The 26368-nt window shown below is 66.9% G+C and carries 25 protein-coding genes; 15 read left to right on the forward strand and 10 right to left on the reverse strand.

Going from position 1 to position 26368, the window contains the following annotated elements; translation table 11 throughout:
- Positions 1-107: 107 nt before the first annotated feature.
- The 3 genes from msrB (at position 108) to G539_RS0113180 (ending at position 3189) form a co-directional block, all read left to right on the forward strand.
- The gene (gene msrB / locus G539_RS0113170; protein ID WP_029075611.1) at positions 108-530 is read left to right on the forward strand and encodes a peptide-methionine (R)-S-oxide reductase MsrB; all 423 of its coding nucleotides are present in this window, start codon (positions 108-110) and stop codon (positions 528-530) included.
- A 165-nt stretch (positions 531-695) separates the two neighbouring features.
- Positions 696-2762, forward strand: a complete 2067-nt coding sequence (locus tag G539_RS0113175) for a S9 family peptidase (RefSeq protein ID WP_029075612.1) — start codon at positions 696-698, stop codon at positions 2760-2762.
- Positions 2763-2847: 85 nt separating this feature from the next.
- Positions 2848-3189: a hypothetical protein gene (locus tag G539_RS0113180; protein ID WP_156911964.1), complete on the forward strand. Its 342-nt coding sequence runs from the start codon at positions 2848-2850 to the stop codon at positions 3187-3189.
- A gap of 97 nt (positions 3190-3286) precedes the next feature.
- On the opposite strand, the gene G539_RS0113185 is transcribed toward G539_RS0113180, so the two are convergent.
- The gene (locus G539_RS0113185) at positions 3287-3883 is read right to left on the reverse strand and encodes a superoxide dismutase (RefSeq protein ID WP_029075614.1); all 597 of its coding nucleotides are present in this window, start codon (positions 3881-3883) and stop codon (positions 3287-3289) included.
- Between the two features lie 283 nt (positions 3884-4166).
- On the opposite strand from G539_RS0113185, the gene G539_RS0113190 reads away from it, so the two are divergent.
- Together G539_RS0113190 and G539_RS0113195 are read left to right on the forward strand one after the other, a co-directional pair.
- On the forward strand, positions 4167-4607 hold the full coding sequence (locus tag G539_RS0113190) for a c-type cytochrome (protein ID WP_029075615.1): 441 nt from the start codon (positions 4167-4169) through the stop codon (positions 4605-4607).
- Positions 4604-5533 (forward strand): c-type cytochrome, encoded by a 930-nt coding sequence (locus G539_RS0113195; protein WP_425402368.1) that lies wholly within the window; start codon positions 4604-4606, stop codon positions 5531-5533. Before G539_RS0113190 ends, G539_RS0113195 begins: the two co-directional genes overlap by 4 nt.
- A 112-nt stretch (positions 5534-5645) precedes the next feature.
- Here the strand turns inward: G539_RS0113195 and G539_RS0113200 are convergent, their stop codons facing one another.
- Together G539_RS0113200 and G539_RS0113205 are read right to left on the reverse strand one after the other, a co-directional pair.
- Positions 5646-6224, reverse strand: coding sequence for an LOG family protein (locus tag G539_RS0113200; protein ID WP_029075617.1), 579 nt, complete (start codon positions 6222-6224; stop codon positions 5646-5648).
- Positions 6221-7618, reverse strand: a complete 1398-nt coding sequence (locus G539_RS0113205) for a M20/M25/M40 family metallo-hydrolase (RefSeq protein ID WP_029075618.1) — start codon at positions 7616-7618, stop codon at positions 6221-6223. Before G539_RS0113205 ends, G539_RS0113200 begins: the two co-directional genes overlap by 4 nt.
- A 203-nt stretch (positions 7619-7821) precedes the next feature.
- On the opposite strand from G539_RS0113205, the gene gstA reads away from it, so the two are divergent.
- The gene (gene gstA, locus G539_RS0113210; RefSeq protein WP_029075619.1) at positions 7822-8430 is read left to right on the forward strand and encodes a glutathione transferase GstA; all 609 of its coding nucleotides are present in this window, start codon (positions 7822-7824) and stop codon (positions 8428-8430) included.
- Between the two features lie 82 nt (positions 8431-8512).
- On the opposite strand, the gene G539_RS0113215 is transcribed toward gstA, so the two are convergent.
- Positions 8513-10081, reverse strand: a complete 1569-nt coding sequence (locus G539_RS0113215; RefSeq protein WP_156911965.1) for a helicase HerA-like C-terminal domain-containing protein — start codon at positions 10079-10081, stop codon at positions 8513-8515.
- Positions 10082-10270: 189 nt separating this feature from the next.
- Between G539_RS0113215 and G539_RS0113220 the strand changes: the two genes are divergently transcribed.
- Complete coding sequence (locus G539_RS0113220) at positions 10271-10678, forward strand: DUF4332 domain-containing protein (RefSeq protein ID WP_029075621.1); 408 nt, start codon at positions 10271-10273, stop codon at positions 10676-10678.
- Between the two features lie 333 nt (positions 10679-11011).
- Here G539_RS0113220 and G539_RS0113225 read toward each other — a convergent pair whose 3' ends face one another.
- Positions 11012-11581 carry a fasciclin domain-containing protein gene (locus G539_RS0113225; protein ID WP_035831334.1) on the reverse strand — a complete coding sequence of 190 codons (570 nt, stop codon included), beginning with the start codon at positions 11579-11581 and terminating at the stop codon, positions 11012-11014.
- 377 nt (positions 11582-11958) lie between these two features.
- Here G539_RS0113225 and G539_RS0113230 point away from each other — a divergent pair, with 377 nt between their 5' ends.
- Positions 11959-13137: an aminotransferase gene (locus G539_RS0113230; RefSeq protein WP_029075623.1), complete on the forward strand. Its 1179-nt coding sequence runs from the start codon at positions 11959-11961 to the stop codon at positions 13135-13137.
- A 37-nt stretch (positions 13138-13174) separates the two neighbouring features.
- Here the strand turns inward: G539_RS0113230 and G539_RS0113235 are convergent, their stop codons facing one another.
- Entirely contained in the window at positions 13175-13864 is a 690-nt protein-coding gene (locus G539_RS0113235) for an anti-sigma factor (RefSeq protein WP_029075624.1), read from the reverse strand.
- Complete coding sequence (locus G539_RS0113240) at positions 13854-14423, reverse strand: sigma-70 family RNA polymerase sigma factor (protein ID WP_029075625.1); 570 nt, start codon at positions 14421-14423, stop codon at positions 13854-13856. The genes G539_RS0113235 and G539_RS0113240 overlap by 11 nt, the downstream gene beginning before the upstream one ends.
- A 116-nt stretch (positions 14424-14539) precedes the next feature.
- On the opposite strand from G539_RS0113240, the gene G539_RS0113245 reads away from it, so the two are divergent.
- Positions 14540-16351, forward strand: a complete 1812-nt coding sequence (locus G539_RS0113245) for an ABC-F family ATP-binding cassette domain-containing protein (RefSeq protein WP_029075626.1) — start codon at positions 14540-14542, stop codon at positions 16349-16351.
- Here the strand turns inward: G539_RS0113245 and G539_RS0113250 are convergent.
- Complete coding sequence (locus G539_RS0113250) at positions 16348-17409, reverse strand: LacI family DNA-binding transcriptional regulator (protein WP_051231365.1); 1062 nt, start codon at positions 17407-17409, stop codon at positions 16348-16350. The two genes, G539_RS0113245 and G539_RS0113250, sit on opposite strands and share 4 nt — an antisense overlap.
- 179 nt (positions 17410-17588) lie before the next feature.
- On the opposite strand from G539_RS0113250, the gene G539_RS0113255 reads away from it, so the two are divergent.
- From G539_RS0113255 to G539_RS0113280, 6 genes are all read left to right on the forward strand, one after another.
- Entirely contained in the window at positions 17589-18833 is a 1245-nt protein-coding gene (locus G539_RS0113255) for an ABC transporter substrate-binding protein (protein ID WP_035831672.1), read from the forward strand.
- A 97-nt stretch (positions 18834-18930) separates the two neighbouring features.
- Positions 18931-19821 carry a carbohydrate ABC transporter permease gene (locus G539_RS0113260; RefSeq protein ID WP_029075629.1) on the forward strand — a complete coding sequence of 297 codons (891 nt, stop codon included), beginning with the start codon at positions 18931-18933 and terminating at the stop codon, positions 19819-19821.
- Positions 19821-20738 (forward strand): carbohydrate ABC transporter permease, encoded by a 918-nt coding sequence (locus G539_RS0113265; protein ID WP_084639984.1) that lies wholly within the window; start codon positions 19821-19823, stop codon positions 20736-20738. Before G539_RS0113260 ends, G539_RS0113265 begins: the two co-directional genes overlap by 1 nt.
- Positions 20739-20741: 3 nt before the next feature.
- Positions 20742-21830, forward strand: coding sequence for an ABC transporter ATP-binding protein (locus tag G539_RS0113270; protein ID WP_029075631.1), 1089 nt, complete (start codon positions 20742-20744; stop codon positions 21828-21830).
- Positions 21831-21901: 71 nt separating this feature from the next.
- Positions 21902-22657 (forward strand): sugar phosphate isomerase/epimerase family protein, encoded by a 756-nt coding sequence (locus G539_RS0113275; RefSeq protein WP_035831343.1) that lies wholly within the window; start codon positions 21902-21904, stop codon positions 22655-22657.
- Positions 22658-22671: 14 nt separating this feature from the next.
- The gene (locus G539_RS0113280) at positions 22672-23811 is read left to right on the forward strand and encodes a Gfo/Idh/MocA family protein (protein WP_029075633.1); all 1140 of its coding nucleotides are present in this window, start codon (positions 22672-22674) and stop codon (positions 23809-23811) included.
- An 89-nt stretch (positions 23812-23900) separates the two neighbouring features.
- Here G539_RS0113280 and G539_RS0113285 read toward each other — a convergent pair whose 3' ends face one another.
- Together G539_RS0113285 and G539_RS0113290 are read right to left on the reverse strand one after the other, a co-directional pair.
- Positions 23901-24605, reverse strand: a complete 705-nt coding sequence (locus tag G539_RS0113285; RefSeq protein ID WP_029075634.1) for an SDR family oxidoreductase — start codon at positions 24603-24605, stop codon at positions 23901-23903.
- Between the two features lie 137 nt (positions 24606-24742).
- On the reverse strand, positions 24743-26197 hold the full coding sequence (locus G539_RS0113290; RefSeq protein WP_029075635.1) for an aldehyde dehydrogenase family protein: 1455 nt from the start codon (positions 26195-26197) through the stop codon (positions 24743-24745).
- Between the last annotated feature and the right edge of the window lie 171 nt (positions 26198-26368).

Consider the following 26368-nt stretch of genomic DNA (forward strand, 5'->3'; position numbering starts at 1 on the left):
TTGGCCCAACGCTGCCGCATTTCCAATGCAGTACGGACCCTAGGACTATGACCGCGTGTTTCCCCGGTATATCTGCAGCCAGGCCGATCCGAGGCTGAGGAGCGCACATGACCACCACCGACCGCACCAAGATCGAGAAGACCGACGCCGAATGGCGGGCGGAACTCACGCCGGAGCAATATGCCGTCACCCGGCAGCACGCCACGGAACGCCCCGGCACCGGCCCCTATCTGCACGAGAAGCGCGACGGGCTGTACGCCTGCGTCGCCTGCGGTGCGCCGCTGTTTCGCTCCGAGACCAAGTATGAATCCGGCAGCGGCTGGCCGAGCTTCTTCGCGCCCGTCGACGAAACCGCGATCGGCGAGACGACGGATCGCACGCACGGCATGGTGCGGACCGAGATCCACTGCGCCAACTGCCAGGCCCATCTCGGCCACCTCTTCCCGGATGGCCCGCAGCCGACCGGCCTGCGCTATTGCACCAACGGCACGGCGCTCAAGCTCAAGACCGACGACGGCAGCGCGGCCTGAGCCGCCCTGCCCAATCGACCGCGCCGGAGCCGCGCCCGCCGCCCAAGGCGGTCGCGTCCGGCTGCGCATTGAACGCCGCCATCCCCGGCAGTACCAATATCCGCCTCAACTCGGGCGGCGCCCTCAACGCCGCCCCGTGATCCTCCCGCAGGAGCCAGCATTCCCGTGACCCCGCCGATCGCCGCCAAGCGCCCCGTGACATCAACCCACCATGGCGTCACCCGCACCGACGACTATGCCTGGCTGCGCGCCGAGAACTGGCAGGAGGTGATGCGCGATCCGAGCGTTCTCGCGCCCGATATCCGTACCTATCTCGAGGCGGAAAACGCCCATACCGAAGCGGCGATGGCCGACACGGAGGCGCTGCAGGCGACCCTGTTCGCGGAGATGCGGGGACGGATCAAGGAAGACGATTCCTCCGTTCCCTCGCCCGATGGCCCGTTCGCCTACGCCATGCGCTTCACCGAGGGGGCCGAGCAGCCGATGGTGGTGCGCACGCTGCGCGAGGGCGGAACCGAGACGGTCCTGCTCGACGGCAACGTTCTGGCCGAGGGCCGCGCCTATCTCCGCCTCGGCAGCGCCGACCACAGCCCGGACCACAAGCTCCTTGCCTACGCCTATGACGACAAGGGCTCGGAATATTACACGCTGCATGTCCGCGACATCGCGAGCGGCGGCGACCTCGCCGACACGATCGAGGCGACGACGGGCGGCGGCGTCTGGGCGGCCGACAGCCGGACGCTGTTCTACACCGTGCTCGACGACAACCACCGCCCCTGCCGGGTCTATCGCCACGTCGTCGGCACGCCGCAGGCGGACGACGTGCTGGTCTTCGAGGAGCAGGATCCCGGCTTCTTCCTCGGTGTCGGCCAGACGCAGTCGTCGCGCTACATCCTGATCGACAGCCACGACCACGAGACATCCGAGATCCACCTGCTCGACGCAGAGGATCCGACCGGCACGCCGCGCCGGATCGCGGAGCGCAAGACGGCGGAGGAATACTCCGTCGATCACAGCGGCGACACGCTCTACATCCTCACCAATGCCGGCGGCGCCGAGGACTTCAAGATCGTCACCGCCCCGGTCGAGGCGCCGGGCCGCGAGAACTGGAAGGACCTGGTGCCGCACAATCCCGGCACGCTGATCCTCGGCATGACGGTCTACAAGGACTTCATGGTGCGGCTGGAGCGGTTCGCCGGCCTGCCGCGCATCGTCGTCCGCGCGCTCGCGACCGGCGAGGAACACGCGATCGCCTTCGACGAGGAGGCCTATTCGCTCGGCATGGGCGACGGCTACGAGTTCGACACCACGACGCTGCGCTTCACCTATTCGTCGATGACGACGCCGTCGCGCGTCTATGACTACGACATGGCGACGCGCGAGCGGAGCTTGCGCAAGGAGGAGGAGATCCCCTCCGGCCACAACCCGGCCGACTATGTGACGCGCCGCGTCTTCGCGCCGGCCGCTGATGGCGAGACGGTGCCGGTGTCGCTGCTCTACCACAAGGACACCAAGCTCGACGGCAGCGCGCCCTGCCTGCTCTACGGCTATGGCGCCTATGGCATCACCATCCCCGCCTCGTTCTCGATCTCGCGCCTGTCGCTGGTCGATCGCGGCTTCGTCTATGCCATCGCCCATATCCGCGGCGGCAAGGACAAGGGCTTCCGCTGGTACACCGACGGCCGTCGCGAGACGAAGGTGAACACCTTCAAGGATTTCATCGCGGCGGGTGAGTATCTGGCCAAGGAAGGCTACACGTCGCGCGGAAAGATCGTCGCCTGGGGCGGCTCGGCCGGCGGCATGCTGATGGGCGCCGTCGCCAACATGCAGCCGGACCTGTTCGGCGGCATCATCGCCGAGGTGCCCTTCGTCGACGTGCTCAACACCATGCTCGACGACACGTTGCCGCTGACGCCGCCTGAATGGCCCGAATGGGGCAATCCGATCGAGAGCGCCGCCGACTACGCCGTGATCGCCGCCTATTCGCCCTATGACAATGTCGGCGCCCACGCCTATCCGCCGATCCTGGCGATCGGCGGCCTGACCGACCCGCGCGTGACCTACTGGGAGCCCGCCAAGTGGGTCGCGAAGTTGCGCGAGAAGAAGGTCGGCGATGCGCCGCTGCTGCTCAAGACCAACATGGACGCCGGCCATGGCGGCGCCGCCGGCCGCTTCGACCGGCTGAAGGAAACGGCGTTCTCGACCGCCTTCGCCATCAAGGTCGCCGGCTGATCTTTTCCTGAACGAACCCCGGCGGCGCTTGACTTCGTCCGGCGCCGCCGCACCTTTATCGACAGCATCAACCGGGGTGATGTCGATGAAACGGCTGGCTTCCATCGCGCTTCTGTCTGCGGCCCTCGCGGCCGCCCTGCCGGCGACCGCCGGCGCACAGGTCTTCTTCGGCCTTTCCTACGGGCAGAACGTCTCCGAGGGCGACTGCAAGGGGCTCGCCGCCAAGATCGGCCCCCGCAAGGTCTGGTTCTCGCGCTTCTCCGGCTCGAAGCCGGATGTCTGGGATCGCGGCCTCGAGCCCGCCTGGGGCGTCGGCTGCTTCCGCACCCAGAAGGAATGCAAGCGCTGGCTCTACAACACCCAGTCCGAATGGCCGCGGCTGATGAATTTCACCTTCTGCAAGCAGGGGCTTCCGGCAAAGTACTGACGGACTCCGCCGCAATCCCCTCCCCCTTGCGGGGAGGGAGATGAACAAAAAACCCCGGCGCGAGGCCGGGGTTTCCGTATCCGATCGAGAAAGCGGATCAGGCCTTCTCGTAGAGCTCCAGGACGTAGTCCCAGTTGATCAGGCTGTCGACGAACGCCTCGAGGTACTTCGGGCGGGCGTTGCGGTAGTCGATGTAATAGGAATGCTCCCAGACGTCGACGCCGAGGATCGGGGTCGCGCCGTGGACGAGCGGGTTCTCGCCGTTCGGGGTCTTGGAGATGGCGAGCTTGCCATCCTTGACCGAGAGCCAGGCCCAGCCCGAACCGAACTGGGTCGTGCCGGCGGCGATGAAGTCGGCGCGGAACTTGTCGTAGCCGCCGAGGTCGGAGTCGATCGCCGCCTGCAGCTTGCCCGGCAGCTTCTTGCCGCCACCGTCCTTCTTCATCCAGTTCCAGAAGTGAAGGTGGTTGTAGTGCTGGCCGGCATTGTTGAAGAGGCCGGCGTTCTTGCCGTAGCTCTCCTTGACGATGTCCTCGAGGCTCTTGCCCTCAAGGCCCGAGTCCTTCAGCAGGTTGTTGCCGTTGGTGACATAGGCCTGATGGTGCTTGTCGTGGTGATACTCCAGCGTCTCCTTCGACATGAAGGGCGCGAGCGCCTCGTAGTCATAGGGCAGCGGCGGAAGTTCGAAAGCCATGGGGGACTCCTATCGACCATGTCGGTTGTTTGAGGCACGCGGAAAACGGTGCCCCGGCGGGAAGGTTCCGCACGCAACATAGGCAGCGCCACCGCGTCCGGCAACTCGTCTGCGGGCCGATGCACAATCAAGGCATGCGAATTTCGCGCGGGCCCTGCGTTCGCGCCGCTCGCGCGCTTTCGTGGAGCGCCATCATTTCTGCGTGACGCTTTTCCGTCTGACTTGCCCCTGTCATGTTTGGCAGGAAGGCTTAGGATGATCTCGCTCACCACGGAGGACTTCGATGCGTTTCAAGACCATTCTGGCCGGCCTGGCGCTTTCGCTCGGCGTACTGACGCTGGCGCACGCCGCCGATCCCGTCGCCGAGCGACAGGCGCTGATGAAGGACAACGCCGCCGCCGCCAAGACCATTTTCCAGATGGTGCAGGGCAAGGAGCCCTACGACGCCGCGGCCGCCCAGGCCGCCTTCGAGAAGATCGCCGCCGACATGAAGACGTTCCCGTCGCTGTTCCCGGCGGGCTCTGACCAGGGCAAGACCACGGCCTCGCCGGCGATCTGGCAGGACAAGGCCGGCTTCGACGCGATCGCGGCCAAGCTCGGCGCCGACGCCGCGGCCGGCGCGGCAGCGGCGACCGGCGGCCTCGATGCGATCAAGGCGGCCGCCACGGCGATCGGCGGCAGCTGCCAGAGCTGCCACGAGAAGTTCCGCGTGAAGAAGTCCTGACCATGCGGATACGCTCGGCCGCCCTCGGCCTCGCCGCCCTGGCCATCGTGGCCGGTGCGGCGTTCTGGGTCCTGACCCTGCCGCAACCACTCGATGCGGCCGTTCTGCCCGACAAGCCCGGCGACGCGGCGAAGGGCGAGCGCTGGTTCTGGGCCGGCGGCTGCGCGTCCTGCCACGCGGCGCCGGGAGCCAAGGACGGCGAGCTGCTGAAACTGTCGGGCGGCGTGGCGATCGCCTCGCCGTTCGGCACCTTCCATGCGCCCAACATTTCCCCCGACAAGGTGCAGGGCATCGGCGACTGGAGCGCGCTCGACTTCGTCAACGCCATGAAGCGCGGCCTGGCGCCGGACGGATCGCATCTCTATCCGGCCTTTCCCTACACGTCCTACCAGCGCATGACGGTGCCGGATCTCCTCGACCTCAAGGCCTATCTCGACACGCTGCCGGCGGACGCAACCGCCAGCAAGCCGCACGAACTCCCTTTCCCCTTCTCGATCCGGCGCGGCGTCGGCCTCTGGAAGTCGCTCTATCTCGATGGCGAGACCTTCGCGCCCGATCCGGCCAAGAGCGAGCAGGTCAATCACGGCGCCTATCTGGTCGAGGGGCCCGGCCACTGCAACGAGTGCCACACCCCGCGCACCGCGCTGGGCGGGCTGGACAGGAGCCACGCGCTCGGCGGGGCGCCGGATCCGAGCGGCAAGGGCCGCGTGCCCGACATCACGCCCGGCCCCGGGGGTATCGGCGACTGGTCCGAGCATGACATCGCCAACGCGCTCGAGACCGGCTTCACGCCGGACTTCGACTCGATCGGCGGCACCATGGCGGAGGTCCAGCGCAACATGGCGAGGCTGCAGGCCGAGGACCGCGACGCGATCGCCGCCTATCTGAAGCAGGTCGCGCCCGTGACGGCGGCGGAAGCCAGATAGACAGCCGGCCAGCGAGGCCCCTCAGGATGAGGGCGGAGGCGGTCGACCAACTCAAGTCCGAAGCAGCGGAAAGGATAAGGCCGCCCCGTCCCTCACGCCTCAGGCGGCAATCTCACCGCTCGGTCGGGCCGATCCATTTCGCCAGCGCGACCGGCTCGTAGCGGTCATAGCGGTCGAGCAGCGAGACCGGATTGTCGTCGACGATCAGCATGTCGCGGTGCTCGGCCCGCACGAAGCCGGCCTCGACCGTGTGGTCGAGGAAGCCCCGCAGCTGATCGTAGAAACCGGCGACGTCGAGCAGGCCGACGGGCTTGCGGTGGTAGCCAAGCTGGGCCCAGGTCCAGATCTCGAACAATTCCTCCAGCGTGCCGAGGCCGCCCGGCAGCGCCACGAAGCCGGTCGAAAGATCGGCCATCATCTGCTTGCGCTCGTGCATGGAGCCGACGACGTGCAACTCGGTCAGCCCCGGATGGGCGATCTCCTTGTCGCGCAGCGCCGTCGGGATGACACCGATCGCCTCGCCGCCCGCCATCAGCACCGCGTCCGCGACCGCGCCCATCAGGCCCACCTTCGAGCCGCCATAGACGAGCGTCGCGCCGCGCAGCGCGATCGCGCGGCCAAGCGCGACCGCCGCGTCGCGATAATCCGGCCGGTAGCCGGCGCTCGAACCGCAGAAGACGCAGATCTTCACGAGGCGCCCTCCTCCGACAGCTCCGCCAGGATGCGGGCCCAGGAGCGGATGCCGCCATGGAAGCTGGAGAGGTCGTATTTCTCGTTCGGCGAGTGGATGCGGTCGCTCTCCTGCGCGAAACCGACCATCAGCGCGTCGAGGCCGAGCACCTCCTTGAAGTCGCCGGCGACCGGGATCGACCCGCCCGAACCGACGGTGACACACTCATGGCCCCACTCGGCGGCCAGCGCGGCGCGCGTCTTGACCAGCGCGGGATTGTCGGCCGGCAGGCGGATGCTGGGAGAGCCGCCATGCGGCGTGAACTCGACCGTGCAATCGGCCGGCAGCTTCGACCGGACATAGGCGCGGAAGGCGGCGCGGATCTTGTCCGGATCCTGCTTGTCGACGAGACGGAACGAGACCTTGGCCGAGGCCTGCGAGGCGATCACCGTCTTGAAGCCCTCGCCGGTGTAGCCGCCGGTGATGCCGTTGACCTCGCAGGTCGGCCGCGCCCAGATTTTCTCCAGCACGCTGCGGTCGATCTCGCCGGCCGGCACGGAAAGGCCGACCTCGCCAAGGAACTCCTCGGGGTCGAAGCCGAGCGACTGCCATTGCTGGCGGATGCTGTCCGGCACCTCGCCGACGCCGTCATAGAACCCCGGCAGCGTGACGCGGCCATTGGCGTCACGGAGCCCGTCGAGGATCGACACGAGGACGTGGATCGGATTGCGCGCCGCGCCGCCATACATGCCCGAATGCAGGTCGCGCGAGGCGGCGGTGATGGTGATCTCCTCGCCGACCAGGCCGCGCAGCATGGTCGTGACGGCCGGCGTCTGGCGATCCCACATGTTCGTGTCGCAGACGAAAGCGAAATCCGCCTTCAGCTCGTCCTTGTTGGCCCGCATGAACGGCACGAGATTGGCGCCGCCCGATTCCTCCTCGCCCTCCAGCAGGATGGAGACGGGAATCGGCAGCTTGCCGGTGACTTCCTTCCAGGCGCGGAACGCCTCGATGAAGGTCATCAGCTGGCCCTTGTCGTCGGAGGTGCCGCGGGCGACGATCTGCTTGGTGCCGTCCGCCGCCGTGACGATCCTCGGCTCGAACGGCGCCGTGTCCCAGAGCTCGATCGGATCGACCGGCTGCACGTCGTAATGACCGTAGAACAGCGCGCGCGGGCCCTTGCCGCCATCCTGGTGGCCGACGACCATCGGATGGCCGGGGGTCGGCCGGGCGCTGGCGTCGAAGCCGATCGAGGCGAGATCGGCGGCGATCAGCTCGGCCGCCTCGCGACAGGCGCCGGCATAGGCAGGGTCGGTCGAGATGCTCTCGATGCGGATCAGCTTGAACAGCCGCTCCAGGCTGTTTTCGAGATCGGCGTCGATATGGGCGAGAACGTCGGCAAGGCGGTCGGACACGGCGGGCTCCGGGAGGTGAGCGCGCGCAGGCACGCGCGGAAACGGTTCTGATACGCCTGCATCCTGGAAAAGAAAAGGCAAGGACTGGTTGACGCTGCGAGCACCGATCGATGGCTTGAATGTCGGCGTTACAAAGCTCACCTTACGAACCGTACGATTTGCCCGGCCCGCGCCCGCGGGCGACCGCTCCCTAGGAAACACGCATGAAGCTCTACTACGCCCCCGGCGCCTGCTCGCTGTCGCCGCATATCGCGCTCCGCGAGGCCGGCCTTCCCTTCACGATGGAAAAGGTCGACCTGCGCGCCAAGGCGACGGAAACCGGCGCCGACTACAAGGCGATCAATCCGCGCGGCTACGTGCCGGCGCTGCAGCTCGAGGACGGTCGCGTGGTCGCAGAAGGCCCGATCATCGTGCAGGTGATCGCCGACCTGGCGCCCGAGAAGGCGCTGGCGCCAGCGCTCGGCTCGGAAGCGCGCTACCAGCTGATGGACTGGCTCGCCTTCATCTCGACCGAGCTGCACAAGGGCTTCAGCCCGTTCTTCAATCCCGCGGTCAACGACGAGGCCAAGGCGAGCTTCAAGGAGCGCCTGATGATGCGCCTCGGCTACATCGCCGATGAGCTGGGCGACAAGCCCTACCTGATGGGAGAGAATTTCAGCGTCGCCGACGGATATCTCTTCACCGTGCTGCGCTGGGCCAAGGGCTTCAAGTTCGAGCTCGGCCCGACGCTCGACGCCTATTTCGACCGCGTCGCGGCCCGCCCGGCGGTCAAGGCGGCGCTCGAGGCCGAAGGCCTGCTCAAGGCCGCCTGAACCGGCCCCGAGACTCCACGAAAACGAAATCCCCGGAGCCTTCGCCCCGGGGATTTTTTTTGTGCCGCGCCGCGATGCGCGTTCAGCGGACGCGCAGGATGCTGCCCAGCACGCCGCGCACGATGGAGCGGCCAACCGAGCCGCCGATCGAGCCGGCGACGCTCTTGCCGATATTGGCGGCGACGTCGCCCGCCACCTTGTTGGTGACGGTCCGCGTCACGTCGCGCGCCACGCGCTGGGTCGCCGTGAACCGTTCGCCGCGCTTCTTGTTGGTGCCGAGCAGTGAGCCGAGGATCGAGCCGACGTCGAAGCCGCCCGACTCCGGCGCGGCGCCGGCCTCGCCCTCCGCCGCCGCGGCCTGCGCCTGCTGCTGGCCGAGGATCTCGTAGGCGGACTCGCGATCGACCGTCTTGTCATAGGCCATGCCGACCGGGCTGGTGGCGATGATCTGTGCCCGCTCGGCAGGCGTCACCGGCCCGATGCGCGAGGACGGCGGCCGGATGAAGGTGCGCGCGACCATGCTCGGCACGCCCTTCGGCTCCAACGTCGAGACCAGCGCCTCGCCGACGGCGAGCTGGGTGATCACGTCCATCGTCTTGAAGGCCGGGTTGGGCCGGAACGTGTCGGCGGCGACCTTGACCGCCTTCTGATCGCGCGGGGTGTAGGCGCGCAGCGCGTGCTGGACGCGGTTACCGAGCTGCGACAGCACGCTGTCCGGAACGTCGAGCGGATTCTGGGTGACGAAATAGACGCCGACGCCCTTCGAGCGGATCAGCTTCACCACCTGCTCGACCTTTTCGAGCAACGCCTTCGGCGCCTCGTCGAACAGCAGATGCGCCTCGTCGAAGAAGAAGACGAGACGCGGCTTGGCCGGATCGCCGACCTCGGGCAGGACCTCGAACAGCTCCGACAGCAGCCAGAGCAGGAAGGTCGCGTAAAGGCGCGGCGACTGCATCAGCTTGTCGGCGGCGAGCACGTTGACCATGCCGCGGCCGTCGATCGTGGTGCGCATCAGGTCGGCGATGTTGAGCGCGGGCTCGCCGAAGAAGGCGTCGCCGCCCTGGTTCTCCAGCACCAGCAGCTGGCGCTGGATGGCGCCGACCGAGGCCTTGGTGACGTTGCCGTACTTCGCCTGGATCTGGTCGGCGTTCTCGGCCATGAAGCCGAGCATGGCGCGCAGGTCCTTGAGGTCGAGCAGCAGCAGGCCCTGTTCGTCGGCGACGCGGAAGGCGATGGTGAGCACGCCCTCCTGGGTGTCGTTCAGATTCATCAGCCGCGCCAGCAGCAGCGGCCCCATCTCGCTGACCGTGGTGCGGATCGGATGCCCCTGCTGGCCGAACAGGTCCCAGAAGATCGTCGGGCAGGCGCTGAACTTGTATTCGTCCTGGAAGCCGAGCTCCTCGGCCCGCTTCATCAGGAAGTCCTGCGGCGTGCCGGCCTCGGCGATGCCGGAGAGATCGCCCTTGATGTCGGCGCAGAAGACGGGAACGCCGGCATCGGAAAAGCCCTGCGCCAGCACCTGCAGCGTCACCGTCTTGCCGGTGCCCGTGGCGCCGGTGACCAGTCCATGCCGGTTGGCGAGGCCGAGCAGGAGGTATTCCGGCTTGTCGCTGGTCCCGAGATAGATCTTGTCCGCTTGCAGCATCGACATCGAGCATTCCTCTGGCGTCATCCCTTCCTGATATCGAAGGGCTTTGGCGACCTTATAGGACTGAAATCCGCCCGTGCAATCTGCCGATTGCCGTCCCGGCCGACGAGATGGCTTGCCATAGCGGAAGGCACAAGCGAACATCCCTGCCTAGACTTCAAACACTTGGGATTCGCTCAGGAGAGTTCGAGAATGTCTTACCCGATCAAGGATATCGAGGGCATCGGCCCCGTCTTCGCCGAGAAACTCACCGCCGCCGGCATCAAGACGACGGGCGCACTGCTCGAGCAGGCGAAGGATCCGAAGGGACGCAAGGCGGTCGCCGAGAAATCGGGCATCGACGAACAGAAGATCCTGAAATGGGCCAACATGGCCGACCTGATGCGGATCAAGGGCGTCGCCGAGGAATATTCCGAGCTGCTCGAGGCGGCCGGCGTCGACACGGTCAAGGAACTGAAGACCCGCCGCGCCGACAACCTCACCGCCAAGATGACCGAGATCAACGCGACCAAGAAGCTGGTCCGGCAGCTGCCGGCGGAAAAGCTGGTCGAGAGCTGGATCGAGCAGGCCAAGGCCCTGCCGCCGATGCTGACCTACTGAGCCGGCGGGACCGCCACCCCGACCAACATCGCAAAAGCGCCAGCGCGTCCGCCCGGCGCTTTTCCATTTGGCGGTCCCCCATGCGGTCGCCGCCCCGGAAGGCGGGGCTTCCTCCGGAGCGGCGCCTTGGCATCCATCGCCGGGAGCGATGGATGCGCGGAAGGTCGACGGCACCGTCAGGAGGCAAGGAGACGGCGTCGCCCACCGGTTCCGCAGATACGCGCTCGCCCGGCGAAAGGTTTCACGTCGTCGGAAATCGGGACGGCGTTCCGCGTTGGCGACAAAAAGAGCCCGGCCGAATGGCCGGGCCCAGATGTCCTCGTCCCGGGGAGGTCAGGGGATGAGAACCGTATCGATCACATGGATGACGCCGTTCGACTGGTTGACGTCGGCAATGGTGACCTCGCCCTTGCCGCCCTTCTCGCCCATCAGCCAGACCTTCTTGCCGTCGACCTTGAACTTGATGCTCTCGCCCTCGACGGTCTTGTACTCGGCCATGCCGTTCATCTTCTTGGCGGCAGCGACGATGTCGGCGGCGGAGATCTTGCCGGGCACGACATGATAGGTCAGCACGGCGGTCAGCTTGTCCTTGTTGGCGGGTTCGAGCAGCGTCTCGACGGTACCCTTGGGCAGCGCGGCGAAGGCTTCGTTGGTTGGCGCGAACACCGTGAACGGACCCTTGCCCGACAGCGTGTCGACCAGGCCGGCCGCCTTGACCGCCGCGACGAGCGTCGTGTGGTCCTTCGAATTGACGGCGTTCTCGATGATGTTCTTGTCGGGATACATGGCCGCGCCGCCGACCATCATGGTCTTGGCGATGGCGGGCGCGGCGATCGTAGCGACCCCGCCGAGCGCGATCGTTGCGATGGCGGCGGCACGGGCGATATTGGCGAAACGAGACATTAGACGTCCTCCTGCGACGGCGAGCCATGCCCGCGCGTCGATCTATGCCCAGATCCGGATGTCACGCCTCGGGAAACGATAATAGAACCTGCGGCAACGGGCCAAAAACATCCCAAGCATGGACAGCATGATTGCCGACCAATCCTGTATAACCACCGATGACGCAGCTTCTACTGGGGCATCCCGAAGCGTTCTTCCACCGACTTATACGAGACGCAGGTAGAACGGTTTCACACCCGCTCCAAAAAAATCGAGCTGGCGCCGCGGACTTTGCCGGCGGCGGGGAAAAGGCTGCTGCGGGAAACCGGCGCGATGGCACGCCATTGCTTGCACCGGCCGAGACCCCGCCATAATCTCCGCGCCGAGTGGAGTTCCCAATGAAAACGACCAATCCCGTCTTTACCGGCCTGCCGACGACCATCTTCGAAGTGATGTCGCGGCTCGCCATCGAGCATGGTTCGATCAATCTCGGCCAGGGCTTTCCCGATGTCGACGGACCGGAAGATGTTCGTCGCGCCGCCGCCGAGGCGCTGATCGCCGGCCCCAACCAGTATCCGCCGATGATGGGCGTGCCGGCGCTCCGCCAGGCGGTCGCCGCCGCGAACCAGCGTTTCTACGGCCTCGACGTGGACTGGAAGACGGAGGTCTTGGTCACCTCCGGCGCCACCGAGGCGCTGTCCGACATCTTCACCGCGCTGATCGAACCGGGCGACGAGATCGTCGTCATCGAGCCGCTCTATGATTGCTACCTGCCGCTGATCCGCCGCGCCGGCGGCATCCCGAAGCTCGTACGCGTGACGCCGCCGCACTGGGAACTGGATACGGACGCGTTGGCCGCCGCCTTCTCGGACAAGACCAAGGCGATCCTGATTAACAATCCGATGAACCCCGCCGCCAAGGTGTTCACACGCGACGAACTCGCCTTCATCGCCGAGCTCTGCGTGCGCCACGACGCCTACGCGGTCTGCGACGAGGTCTACGAGCACATCGTGTTCGACGGACGCGAGCACATCCCGCTGATGACCTTGCCCGGCATGCGCGAGCGCGCCATCCGTATCGGTTCGGCCGGCAAGACCTTCTCGCTGACCGGCTGGAAGGTCGGCTACGTCACCGCGACGCCGCGCCTGCTCGATCCGATCGCCAAGGCGCATCAGTTCACGACCTTCACCACCCCGGCGGCCCTGCAGTCGGCGGTCGCTTTCGGCCTCGGCAAGGGCGACGAGTATTACGCGTCGCTCGCCGGCGACCTGGCCAAGAAGCGCGACCGGCTCGCCGCCGGCCTCGAACGCCTCAGCTTCGGCGTCGCGCCCTGCGCCGGCACCTATTTCGTCACCGCCGACTTCTCCCCGCTCGGCCTCGCCGGCACCGACGCCGAGCTTTGCCAGCGCATGACGATCGAGGCCGGCGTCACCGCCGTGCCGGTCTCCGCCTTCTATGACGGCAACGCGCCGGAGAGCTTCATCCGCTTCTGCTTCTCGAAGCGCGACGAGATCCTCGACGGCGCGCTCGACCGTCTGTCGGCATGGATCGACAAGCGCGTGAAGGCCGTCGCGTAGGACGCTTTCGAGCGATGCAGTGAAGGCTGGCGGCCGCTCACTCGGCCGGCAGCAGATCGCCGATATAGACGACCGGGCCGGTCGCCTGGCCCGTCGGCGAACCGCCCTTCGGCTCGACCGAGATGGCGAGTTTCTCGCCCGGTTTCAGCGAGACGTTCATCGGCATCAGGTCGCTCAGATTGTCGGCGACGCCCATCGAGACGGTCGGCCCCTCGGCCGGCACCTGCCAGAGCTCGAAGCTCTTGTCGGGCGGCGGCGCCTCGCCGACGCGCCGCAGCTTGATCATGCCGGTATCGGTGTTGACCATGGCGACGAAGGCCGGCTTGCCGCCCTCCCCGTTCAGGACCGCGACATAACTCATCCCGGCCATCGGCGGCGGCGCCACCTCGCGCTCGTTCAGGACGAAGATGGCGAGCGCCGCGGCGAGCGCGCCGAAGCCGATCGTGGCGATGCGCAGCCGGCGCACGGTGCGCTCCAGCAGCAGCACGCGCGCATCGCCCCCGACGGCGCGGATCCGGCCGAGGATACCGCTCCAGACGCTGGCGGGCGGCGGCGTCTCGCCGGCTGCGTCGGCAAGCGGCTGCAGGCGGCCGGCCCACTCGCCGATCGCGGCGCGCAGCGCGGGATCGGCGCCGCTCTGCGCCTCGACCGCCGCGCGCTCGCCCTTGTCGAGCGTGCCGAGCACATATTCGCCGGCCAGTCCCTCAATCTCGTCGCTATCGGCCACCGAGACACTCCTTCAAGGCGATCAGGCTGCGCCGCAATATCGTCTTCACCGTCGCGACCGGCTTGTCGAACCGGCGCGACAGCTCCTCGCGGCTGTAGCCATAGCTGTAGGCGAGCAAGACCATGCCACGCCGCTCCCCATCCAGCCCCTCGAGGCAGCGCTGCAGTTGCAGGCCGGTCAGGCCATCGGTCGCCGCACCCGGCGCCGGCAGTTTCTCCGCCAGCTCCTCGTCGATGGCGGCGGCCGTCGCCGACACCCGTTCGGCACCCTTGCGCACGGCATCGATCGCCGCATGCCGCGCGATCGTCGTCATCCAGGTTATCGGGGACGCTAAAGCGGGATCGAACCGGTCGGCATGGTTCCAGATCCGGACCCACGCCTCCTGCAACGCCTCTTCGGCCGCTGCCTCACTGACTGCGATACGCCGGACAATGGCGAATAGTTTCGCGGAACTGCGCTCATAGAGCTGCTTGAACGCGGTTTCGTCGCGCGCCGCGACCGCCCGCATCAGCGCGACCAGATCCGCCTGTGGCGCCGCTCCGGCTTTCCGATCGTCCAAGTTCGTCCTCCCGAGACGGCCTCCGGTCGCGTCAGCTTAGGGCAAACGCCGCCGCGTCACCATGGCCCGGCATGATCCGCCTTGCCCCCGCCCGCGGCGACGGCTACATCCCGCGCATGGCTCCTCCACTGCTTCTCCTCCAGGATATCCGCCTCACCTTCGGTGGTCGTCCGCTGATCGAAAACGCGACCTTGTCGGTCTCCGCCGGCGAGCGGCTCTGCTTCGTCGGCCGCAACGGCTCGGGCAAGTCGACGCTGCTGAAGATCGCGGCCGGCACGGTCGAAGCCGATTCCGGCACGCGCTTCGTGCAGCCCGGCGCGACGCTGCGCTACCTGCCGCAGGAGCCGGACCTCTCGGCCTTTCCGACCGTGCGCGCCTATGTCGAGGCGGGCCTCGGACCGGGCGACGACCCGTATCGCGCCACCATGCTGATGGAGGCGCTCGGCCTCACCGGCGAGGAGACGCCCGGCCAGCTTTCCGGCGGCGAGGCGCGCCGCGCGGCGCTGGCGCGTGCCATCGCGCCGGAGCCGGACGTGCTGCTGCTCGACGAGCCGACCAACCATCTCGACCTGCCGGCGATCGAATGGCTGGAAGAGACGCTGAAATCCATGCGCTCGGCGCTGGTGCTGATCAGCCATGACCGTCGTTTCCTGGAGCGCCTGTCGAAGGCCACGCTCTGGCTCGACCGCGGCACGACGCGCCGGCTCGAACAGGGCTTCTCCGCCTTCGAGGAATGGCGCGACAACGTCCTGCACGAGGAAGAGAAGGAACGCGAGCGGCTCGATCGCAAGATCAGCCAGGAGCTCGACTGGGTGCGCTACGGCGTCACCGCGCGGCGCAAGCGCAACATGGGCCGCCTGCGCAAGCTCGAAGGCCTGCGCCAGGAACGGCGCGACCAGCGCCGCGCCGTCGGCAGTGTCAATCTGCAGGCGAGCGAGGGCAATGTCTCCGGCAAGTCGGTGATCGAGGCGATCGACGTCTCGAAGGCATTCGGCGAACGCGAGATCGTGCGCGATTTCTCGACCCGCATCCTGCGCGGCGACCGTATCGGCCTGGTCGGCGCCAACGGCGCCGGCAAGACGACGCTTCTGAACCTCCTGACCGGCGTGCTGGCGCCCGACAGCGGCACGATCAAGCTCGGCACCAATCTGCAGATGGTGACGCTCGACCAGCGCCGCGAAAGCCTGGACGCGAACCTTCGCCTCGCCGACGCGCTGACCGAGGGGCGCGGCGACAACGTGATGGTCAACGGCCAGCCGCGCCACGTCATCGGCTACATGAAGGACTTCCTGTTCACGCCCGAGCAGGCCCGCGCGCCGATCACCGCGCTTTCCGGTGGCGAGCGCGGCCGGCTGATGCTGGCGCGGGCGCTGGCCCGCCCGTCCAACCTCCTGGTGCTCGACGAACCGACCAACGATCTCGACCTCGAGACGCTGGACCTGCTCGAGGAACTGCTCGACGACTACGAAGGCACGATCCTGCTCGTCAGCCACGACCGCGACTTCCTCGACCGCGTCGCCACCTCGGTGATCGTGGCGGAGGGCGATGGCCGGTGGACCGACTATGCCGGCGGCTATACCGACATGCTGGCGCAGCGCGGCGCCGCCGCGCCGGCCCGCACCGCCGCCAAGTCCGAACCGCGCAAGGACGAGAAGAAACCGGCCGCCGAACGCGCCGCGCCGGCGAGCAAGGCCAAGCTCTCCTTCAAGCAGAAGCACGCGCTGGAGACGCTGCCGGCGAAGATCGACGCGCTCGGCGCCGAGATCGCCAAGCTGGAGGCGAAGCTCGCCACGCCGAACCTGTTCGCCAGCGACCGCAAGGCGTTCGACGCGGCGAACACCCGCCTCGCCGCCGCGCAACACGAGCGCGACGCAGCCGAGGAGGAATGGCTGACGCTGGAAATGCTGCGCGAGGAACTGGCGGGCTAGTCCAGCCGCCGCACGCTCTCGCGTACCACCAGCTCGCAGGGCAGACGCACCTTCGAGGTCGGCACCGCCTCGTTGCGGGCCGCCATACGGCGCAGCAGGTCGGCCGCCGCCAGCCGGCCCATCTCGGTGCGCGGCTGCCGCATCGTCGTCAGCGCCGGATCGTAGTGGATGGCGTAGTCAGTGTCGTCGAAGCCGATGACCGAGACATCCGAGGGGATGCCGACCCCCTGGTTCTTCAGCGCGCGCATGAAGCCGAGCGCGATTTCGTCGGCCGCCGCGAACACCGCCGTGGGCCGCTCGGAAAGCTTGAAGAACTGCGCCGCCGCCCGGTCGCCCGAGGCGAAGTCGAAATTGGTGGCGCCGCGCCAGATCAGCGCCTCATCGACAGGCAGCCCCGCCTCGACCAGCGCATCGCAATAGCCACCAAGGCGCTCCTGGGCCTCGAGCCCGCCCTCCGCGCCGGGGATGTGGGCGATGCGCCGGTGTCCCTGGCTGATCAGATAGCGGACGGCCGCCGCCGAGGCCTGGCGGTTGTCGACGTCGAAGACCGAGACATGCTCGTTGCCGGGAATCTCGGAGAACATCAGCGATTTCGGCACCGTGTCCGGGACGGAGGCGAACTCCTCGTCGCGCGGCACGTTGCCCGTGACGACGAGCACGCCGTCCACCTGGCCCGCGCGAATGACCCGCGCGTAGTGCGTCTCGCGTCGGCGGCTCTGCCGGGTATAGCCGATCAGCACGCCGTAGCCGGCCTCGGTGAACACCTCCTCCAGCGCGTTCAGGACGGGCGTAAAGAAGGAATTGCCGATGCCCGGCAGCAGCACCAGCACCATCTTGGTCGATTTCGCGCGTAGCGAGCGCGCCGCGGCGTTCGGCGTGTAGCCGGTCTCGCGGATGGCCGAGAAAACCGCCTCGCGGGTCGCCGCCGCGACGCGATCCGGCATCGCGAGCGCCCGGCTCACCGTGGCGGTCGAAACCCCCGCCATGCGCGCCACGTCCTGGATCGTGACGGTTCGCGCATGGCCTTCGGCGGCCTCGATATCTGATGAATCCGCCATTCCGCCCTTGCCCGACCTTTTTCTTTCGCACTGCAAAATAAGATTGCGTTGACAGCCGCAGCAAGGAGTATACGCTGGATGTAATCGATTACAACAATACGGACGGCTCAAGTCCGACGGATCGAGCCAACGTTCGTTGAGCAGACGCCTCGACGAGGCGTCGCATGTGGGAGGAAGACATGAAGCGTGTAGCGCGGGCGCTCCTGGGCGCCGTGGCGATGGTCGGACTGGCCGTGGGCGTCGCCCAGGCCGATCCGCAGAAGGCCGAGGTGTTTCACTGGTGGACCTCCGGTGGCGAAGCCGCCGCCGTGCAGGAATTCGCCAAGGCGTTCGACGCCGCCGGCGGCCAGTGGGTCGACACCGCCATCGGCGGCTCGGGCAGCACCGCCCGCCCGATCGGCATCAACCGCATCATCGGTGGCGATCCGCCGGCCGCGATGCAGTTCAACACGGGCAAGCAGATCGACGAGCTCGTCGCCCAGGGCCTGATCCGCAACCTCGACGACATCGCCGAGAAGGAAGGCTGGAAGGCCGCCCTGCCGCCGGCGTTCTACGACGCGGTGACCCGCGACGGCCACGTGATCGCCGTGCCGATCAACAATCACGGCCAGAACTGGGTCTGGTACAACAAGGCCGTCCTCGACAAGGCCGGCGTCGCCGAGCCGACCACCTGGGACGAGTTCTTCGCCGCGGGCGACAAGCTGAAGGCAGCCGGCATCATCCCGGTCGCGGTCGGCGGCCAGCCCTGGCAGCTCAACCTGATGCTGAACGCCATCCTGCTCAGCGAGGGCGGCAAGGATCTCTACCTCAAGGTCTACAGGGATCTCGACCCGGAGGCGGTCAAGTCGCCGGAGTTCAAGAAGGTCGCCGAGATCTTCGGCAAGATCCGTGACTACTCCGATCCGGGCAATCCGAACCGCGACTGGAACGTCGCCACTGGCATGGTCATCTCGGGCAAGGCCGGCTTCCAGTTCATGGGCGACTGGGCCAAGGGCGAGTTCGTGCTGGCCAACCAGGTCGCCGGCAAGGACTTCGGCTGCATCCTCGGGCCGGGCCAGAAGAACTTCATCATGGGCGGCGACGTCTTCATCTTCCCGAAGCTGAAGGATGAAGCCGGCACCAAGGCGCAGGACCTCCTCGCCACGGTGATGATGTCGAAGGACGCGCAGGTCGCGTTCAACGCCAAGAAGGGCTCGGTTCCGGTCCGTCTCGACGTTGACAACTCCGCGCTCGACGCCTGCGCCAAGATCGGCGTGGAAGTCCTGCAGGATCCCGACAAGCAGATCCCGGCCGCCGACATCCTGGCTTCGGCCGACGTCGTGCAGAGCCTGACGGACGTCGTGGCCGAATACTGGGCCAATCCGTCGATGTCGGCCGACGACTTCGTCGCGAAGTGGAACACGGCCGTCGAGCAGGCGAAGTAACGCCTCGGACGCATCAAGCCGGCGGCGCGGGTCCCTCGGGCCGCGCCGCCGGACGCGTCATACCCACGTCCAGTCTGAGCCAGAGAGGTCGGGAAGCGTGAAGCCTCGCCGCCGCCAGAACGTCGCCAGTTATGTGGCGCTGATACCCGCCTTCGTCATCGTCGTCTGCGCCTATCTCGGCACCATGCTGTGGACCGTGCAGATCTCATTCACGGACTCGAAGCTGCTTCCGTCGATGAACTTCATCGGAATCCGGCAGTACGAGCGCCTGTTCACGACGTCGCGCTGGATCATCTCGCTGGAGAACATGGTCATCTTCGGGATCGGCCTGATCCTGGTCTGCCTTGTCCTCGGTTTCCTGATGGCGGCAGCGCTCGACCAGAAGATCCGGTTCGAGAACACGTTCCGTACGATCTTCCTTTACCCCTACGCCATGTCGTTCATCGTCACCGGCCTCGCCTGGCAGTGGATCCTCAATCCGACGCTCGGCGTGCAGCAATATGTGCGCAATCTCGGCTGGACCGACTTCCGCTTCGACTGGATCATCCAGAACGACCGCGCGATCTATGTCGTCATCATCGCCGGCGTCTGGCAGGCCTCGGGCCTCGTCATGGCGCTGATGCTGGCTGGCCTCCGCGGCATCGACCAGGAGCTCTGGAAGGCGGCGCGCGTCGACGGCATCCCCGCCTGGCGCGTCTATCTCAACATCATCGTGCCGATGCTGCGACCGACGATCATCACCTCGGTGGTGCTGCTCTCGCTCGCCGTGGTGCGCGTCTACGACCTCGTCATCGCGCTGACCGGCGGCGGTCCCGGCATCTCCTCGGAAGTCCCGGCCAAGTTCATCCTCGACTACCTGTTCGGGCGCTCGAACATCGGCCTCGCCACGGCGGCCTCGTCGGTGCTGCTGGTCATCGTCCTCGTGATCATCACGCCCTGGCTCTACTACGAATATTTCCGGCCCGAGCGCGCCAAGGGAGGCAAGTGATGCTGCAGGCGACACCCACTCCCGCTACCGCGGCGGCCATGTCCGGCCCCTCCGGCCCACGTCCGCGTTCGGTCACCGCCGGCCGCGTCGGGCTCTATGCCTTCCTCTTCTTCGCGGCGCTCTTCTTCCTGCTGCCGATGTACGTGATGATCGTCACCTCGCTGAAGACGATGGGCGAGATCCGCATGGGCAACATCTTCTCGTTGCCGTCCGAGATGACGATCGAGCCCTGGATCCAGGCCTGGAATTCTGCCTGCACCGGATTGAACTGCAGCGGCATCAAGGTCGGCTTCTGGAACTCGGTCCGCATCCTGATCCCAAGCGTGATCCTGTCGATCTTCGTCGGCTCGCTCACCGGCTATGCGCTGTCGCTCTGGCGCGTGCGCGGCGCCAACCTGCTCTTCGCCGTGCTGCTGCTCGGCGCCTTCCTGCCCTATCAGGTGTTCATCTACCCGCTGGTGCGGATCTATTCGACGGTCGGCATCTACGGCACGATGACCGGCATCGTCGTCACGCACATCATCTTCGGCCTGCCGCTGATGACGCTCTTGTTCCGCAACTACTATGCGAGCCTGCCGATCGAGCTGTTCAAGGCGGCCCGCGTCGACGGCGGCGGCTTCTTCCAGATCTTCTTCCGCCTGATGCTGCCGATGTCGACACCGATCGTCATCGTTGCCTGCATCCTGCAGGTAACCGGCATCTGGAACGACTTCCTGTTCGGCGTGATCTTCGCCGGTCGCGACAACCTGCCGATGACCGTGCAGCTGAACAACATCGTCAATTCGACCCAGGGCGAGAAGCTCTACAACGTGAACATGGCGGCGACGATCCTGACCGCCCTCGTTCCCCTCGTCGTCTATTTCATATCGGGACGCTGGTTCGTGCGCGGTATCGCCGCCGGCGCCGTGAAGGGATAAGCCATGGCCACCGTCTCCATCCGTGACCTTGAAATCGAGTTCGGCAACCTCAAGGTCCTGAAGAACCTCGATCTCGAGATCGAGCAGGGCGAGTTCATCGTGCTGCTCGGCCCCTCCGGCTGCGGCAAATCCACCCTGCTCAACGCCGTCGCCGGCCTGCTCGACATCTCGGCCGGCCAGATCTGGATCGGCGGCAAGAACGTCACCTGGGAGGAGCCGAAGGACCGCGGCATCGGCATGGTGTTCCAGTCCTACGCGCTCTATCCGCGCATGACGGTGACCGGCAACCTCTCCTTCGGCCTGAAGATGGCCAAGACGCCGAAGGCCGAGATCGACAAGCGCGTCGCCCGCGCCGCCGAGATCCTGCAGATCCAGCCGCTCCTGAACCGCCGCCCAGCCGAGCTCTCCGGCGGCCAGCGCCAGCGCGTCGCGATCGGCCGCGCCTTGGTGCGCGACGTCGACGTCTTCCTGTTCGACGAGCCGCTCTCCAACCTCGATGCCAAGCTGCGCACGGAGCTGCGCGTCGAGCTGAAGCGCCTGCACCAGGGCCTCGGCTCGACCATGATCTACGTCACGCACGACCAGATCGAGGCGCTGACGCTGGCCGACCGCATCGCCGTGATGAATGGCGGCGTGATCCAGCAGCTCGCCTCGCCGAAGGAGATCTATCGCCGGCCGCTCAACCGTTTCGTCGCCGGCTTCGTCGGCTCGCCCTCGATGAACTTCGTCGACGGCACGCTCGTCGTCGAGGAGGGACGCGCGACGTTCAAGCTCAAGGATGGCCGCATCGTCGATCTCGCCGGCTATGAATTCGTCGCGCCGCCCGAGCACGGCCGCCCGGCGACGCTCGGCATTCGTCCCGAGCAGATCGACCTCGAGAAGCGCGAGCCGAACGCCACCACCATTCCCGTCAACCTGACGCTGGTGGAGCCGATGGGCGCCGACAGCCTCGTCTGGGGCGACGTCGCCGGCACGCAGTTCTCCGTCCGCATCGACGGCGACGCGCATGTCGACACGCCGTCGGTGGTTGACGCCTGGTTCGAGCCCGCGCAGGCTTCGGTCTTCGATCTGGCGACCGGCGCCAGGCTCTGATCTTTCGCTTTCCTTCCCCTGGGCCCACGGTTTCGGGCCATTCCCGCCGAACCCGCAAGAAAGACATTCGCATGTCGAAGCATAAGATCTCGTTCCAGCTCTACTCCGCCCGCAACTTCCCGCCGCTGGAAACGATCCTCGAGGGCCTCGCCAAGATCGGCTATGACGCCGTCGAGCCCTATTATCCGCTCTATGGCGAGAACCCGGCCGGCTACCGCAAAAAGGTGGATGCCGCCGGCCTCGTCACGCCGACCTTCCATGCGCCGATCGACGGCGTGACCGGCGAGACCAGCCGCTTCATCGACATCGCCAAGACGATCGGCGCCGAGACGATCGTCATCCCCTATCTCGTTGCCGAGCAGCGCCCGACCGACGTCGACGGCTGGAAGAAGCTGCATGAGACGATCGCCGTGGCGGCCGAAAAGGCAAAGGCAGCCGGCCTCGGCCTCGGCTACCACAACCACGACTTCGAATATGCGACGCTCGCCGACGGCTCGCGTCCGATCGACCACATGATCGGCAACGGCGTCTCGGCCGAGCTCGACATCGGCTGGGTCGCCCGCGCCGGCAAGGACGCCGCCGCCGAGATCGACAAGCTCGCCGGCGACACGATCGCCTTCCACATCAAGGACATCGCGCCGGCCGGCACGACGGAAGAAGACGGCTGGGCCGATGTCGGCCATGGCACGATCGACTGGAAGGCGCTGTGGCCGCACATCGCCAAGGCGCCGAAGGCCGGCATCCTTGTCGCCGAGCACGACAATCCGGCCGACTGGAAGCGGTTCGCCGAGCGTTCCTTCGCCTCCATCAAGGCCCTGGTTTCCTGAAAGGCGACCGCTTCATGTCCAAGATCCACCAGATCGGCCTGATCGGCGCCGGTAACATCTCGGAAGCCTATCTGAAGCTGGCGCCACTCTTCCCCGGCACGAAGATCGTCGCCGTCGCCGACCTCTCGGCCGAGGCGGCCAAGGCCCGCGCCGGCCAGTTCGGCGTCCGCGCCCTCGGCGTCGATGAGCTGCTTCGGGATTCCGAGATCGACACGGTCATCAACCTGACCATCCCCTCGGCGCATTACGAGGTGTCGAACGCGATCCTTTCGGCCGGCAAGCACGCCTATTCGGAGAAGCCGTTCGCGCTCTCCGTCGAGGACGGCAAGAAGCTGGTTGCCGAGGCCGACGCGCGCGGGCTGAAGCTCGGCAGCGCGCCGGACACCTTCCTCGGCGGCGGCGGTCAGACGGCGCGCCGGCTGATCGACGAGGGCAAGATCGGCCGCGTCATCGCCGGCACCATGCACGTCATGAGCCGCGGCATGGAGATGTGGCACCCCAATCCCGGCTTCTTCTTCCAGCCGGGCGGCGGTCCGATCCTCGACCTCGGCCCCTACTACATCGCCGCGCTGGTCAACCTGCTCGGTCCGATCCAGACGGTCACCGCCGTGGCCAGCAAGGGTTTTGAAGACCGCCTCGTCACTGCCGAAGGCCCGCTCAAGGGCAAGACCGTGCCGGTGGGCACGCCGACGACCATCAACGCGATCCTGAACTTCGCCTCGGGCGCGCAGGTCACGCTCTCGGCCAGCTGGGACATCTGGAAGCACGGCCACGTCAATCCGATCGAGCTGTACGGTTCGGACGGCACGATGCTGGTCCCCGACCCGAACTTCTTCGGCGGCAAGATCCGCTATTCGAAGGAAGGCGGCGACTATATCGAGGTCGACACCTCGGATGCGCCGTTCGGCAAGGCCAACTGGCAGGACGGCAAGCACGCGAACTACCGCATGCTCGGCGTCGCCGACCTGCTCGACGCGGCGGACAACAACCGCGAGCCGCGCTGCTCGGGCCGCGTCGCCGTGCATGCGCTTGACGCCATGGTGTCGATCCTGCAGGCGGCGGCCGAGAGCCGGGTGATCACGCTCTCGACCACGACCGAGCGCCCTGCCCCGCTGACGCAGGCGGACGCCGACCGGCTGACCGCCGCTCGCTGACCGGCGCCGTCCGGGCAAAACAGAAAGAGGGCCGCGACATCCGCCGCGGCCCTCTTTTCATCGCGGATTGAGGATGACGCCGGTCGGACTCAGACGAGCCCGCCATTCGGCTGCAGAACCTGGCCGGCGACCCACGACGCGTCGTCGGACAGCACGAACGACACCAGCTTCGCCACTTCCTCGGGCGCTCCGATGCGGTTGAAGGGCGACATCGCGGCGGAGCGCGCCACGGCGGCGGCATCCTTGCCATTGCGGAACAGGTCAGTGTCGACCGGGCCGGGAGCCACCGCGTTGACGCGGACGCCGCGTCCCGCCAGTTCCTTCTGCAGCGAGCGGAGCAGAGCCTCGACCGCCGCCTTGGTCGCCGTATAGGGGCCGGTGCCGGCAACCGCATGGCGCACGAGCGACGTCGTCAAGGCGACGACGGCGCCATTGTCGGCGACATGGCGCGCCGCGCCCTGCAGCATGTTGAAGGCGCCGATGATGTTGGTCTCGAACAGCGCCCGCATGTCCTCGATCGGGAAATCGGCGAGCGGGCGGGCGGGCACGTTGATGCCGGCATTGGCGACGACATAGTCGAGGCGGCCGCCGAAGCGGGCAAGCGCCTCCTCATAGGCGGCGGCGACGGAGGCCTGATCCGTGATGTCGGCGCGGATCGCGTGGCCCGGCAGGCCGGTCTCGGCCGACCGCGCATAGGTGAAGGCGGTGTCGACGCCCTTGCGGGTCAGTTCGGTGACGATGGCGCGCCCGATGCCGCGCGTGCCGCCGAATACCAGTGCTGTCCGTACCGTCATGTCGCCGTCCATTCCTTGAAATAATGCGGACGCCGCGCCCTCTGCTCGACGCGGCGTCCGGGGAGCGGCGCCTCGTTTCGAGAAACGCCGCGCCGCTCCAACTCATTGTCTGGTTGCGTGGTCTTCGCGCGAAGACCCTAGACCGTGAAGCTGATGACGCGCTCTTCGGTCATCTCGTGGATGGCGTAGGGCGGGCCCTCGCGACCGAAGCCGCTGTCCTTCGAGCCGCCATACGGCATCATGTCGACGCGCGATGACGAGGTCTCGTTGACGTGCACGCCACCGACGCGCAGGCGCCGCGCGGCCGCGAACGCATCGTCCAGCCGGTTGGTGAAGATGCCCGAGGCCAGACCATATGGCGTGGCGTTCACGCGGGCGATCGCGCCGTCGATCGTGTCGAACGCCTCGATGCAGACGACCGGCCCGAAGATCTCCTGGCAGCCGACATTCATCGTCGGCGCGACATTGCTGAGCAGCGTCGGCGCGACGACGGCGCCTTCGCGCGTGCCGCCGGCCAGCAGCGTCGCGCCCTGCTCGACCGCCTGGTTGATCCAGGCTTCGACCCGCGTCGCGTCGTCGAGCGAGATCAGCGGACCGCAAATGGCGCCTTCCGACTGCGGATCGCCATAGTGCAGGCCGGCGACGAGCTTGGTCAGCCGCGCCTCGACCTCGGCCAGGATCGACCGGTGCACCAGCAGGATCTGGATCGACGTGCAGACCTGGCCGGCCTTGCGATAGCCGGCATTGACGACCTTCGGCAGGGCCTGGTCGAGATCGGCGTCGTCGCTCAATACGGTGAAGGCGATCGAGCCCAGTTCCATCTGCGTCCGGCGCAGCCCGGCCTGCGCCTGGATCTTGGCGCCGACGCCGGTCGAGCCGGTGAAGGCGATGTAGCGGACGCGATCGTCCTGCATCGCATGGGTGACCGCGACGCCGCCGCCGTGGAAGACCTGGAGGTGGCCGGGCGGCAGGCCCGCGTCGAGGAAGGCCTGCGCCATCAGGCAGGCGGTACGCGGGGTCTGGCTCGCCGGCTTGAGCACGACGGTGTTACCGGCGGCGATGGCCGGGCCGACCTTGTGCGCGACCGTGTTGAGCGGCGCGTTGAACGGCGTGACGGCGAGCACGATGCCGAGCGGCACGCGCACCGTCATGCCGATCCGCCGCCCCTGCCCGGCCGCGCCAGCCATGGGGATGACGTCGCCCTTCAGACGCCGCGCTTCCTCCGCCGAGAGCCGGAACGTCTGCACCGTGCGATCGATCTCGTTGCGGCAATCGACCGTCGTGTAGCCCGTCTCGATCTGCATGACTTCGAGGAACGCATCCGCCTGACGCTCGATCCTGTCGGCGACGCCGTCGAGGATGCGGCCGCGATCATAGGCCGTCAGCGTGCTGCCCTCGAAGCTCGCCTGCGCCAGATCCAGCATCTGGTCGATCTGCGCCGGCGAAGACGACGGCAGCAGGGCAAATGGCGTCAGACGAAATTTATCGATGATCTCGCGCGTCTCTGCTGTTCCCGGCACCCAATCCTTGCCGATCAGCATCCCGCAAATGGGATACAGACCATCCACAGCAGCCTCGAATGGAAATTTCATGTATCTACTCGTTGTATTCTCGCCGGCTCTTGGGCACGACATGAATCAAGATGGGGCAGACGAAAAAATGCTTATGAAGCCCATGAGAGGCGACACAGCCAGCAATGAAATTTCTACAGGGAAATCTGGAAGCCAGTTAATACTGATTTCCTGCATTGCTATAGGTTTTCG

Origin of the sequence: Kaistia adipata DSM 17808 (assembly GCF_000423225.1) — a bacterium.
GTDB classification, from domain to species: Bacteria; Pseudomonadota; Alphaproteobacteria; order Rhizobiales; family Kaistiaceae; genus Kaistia; species Kaistia adipata.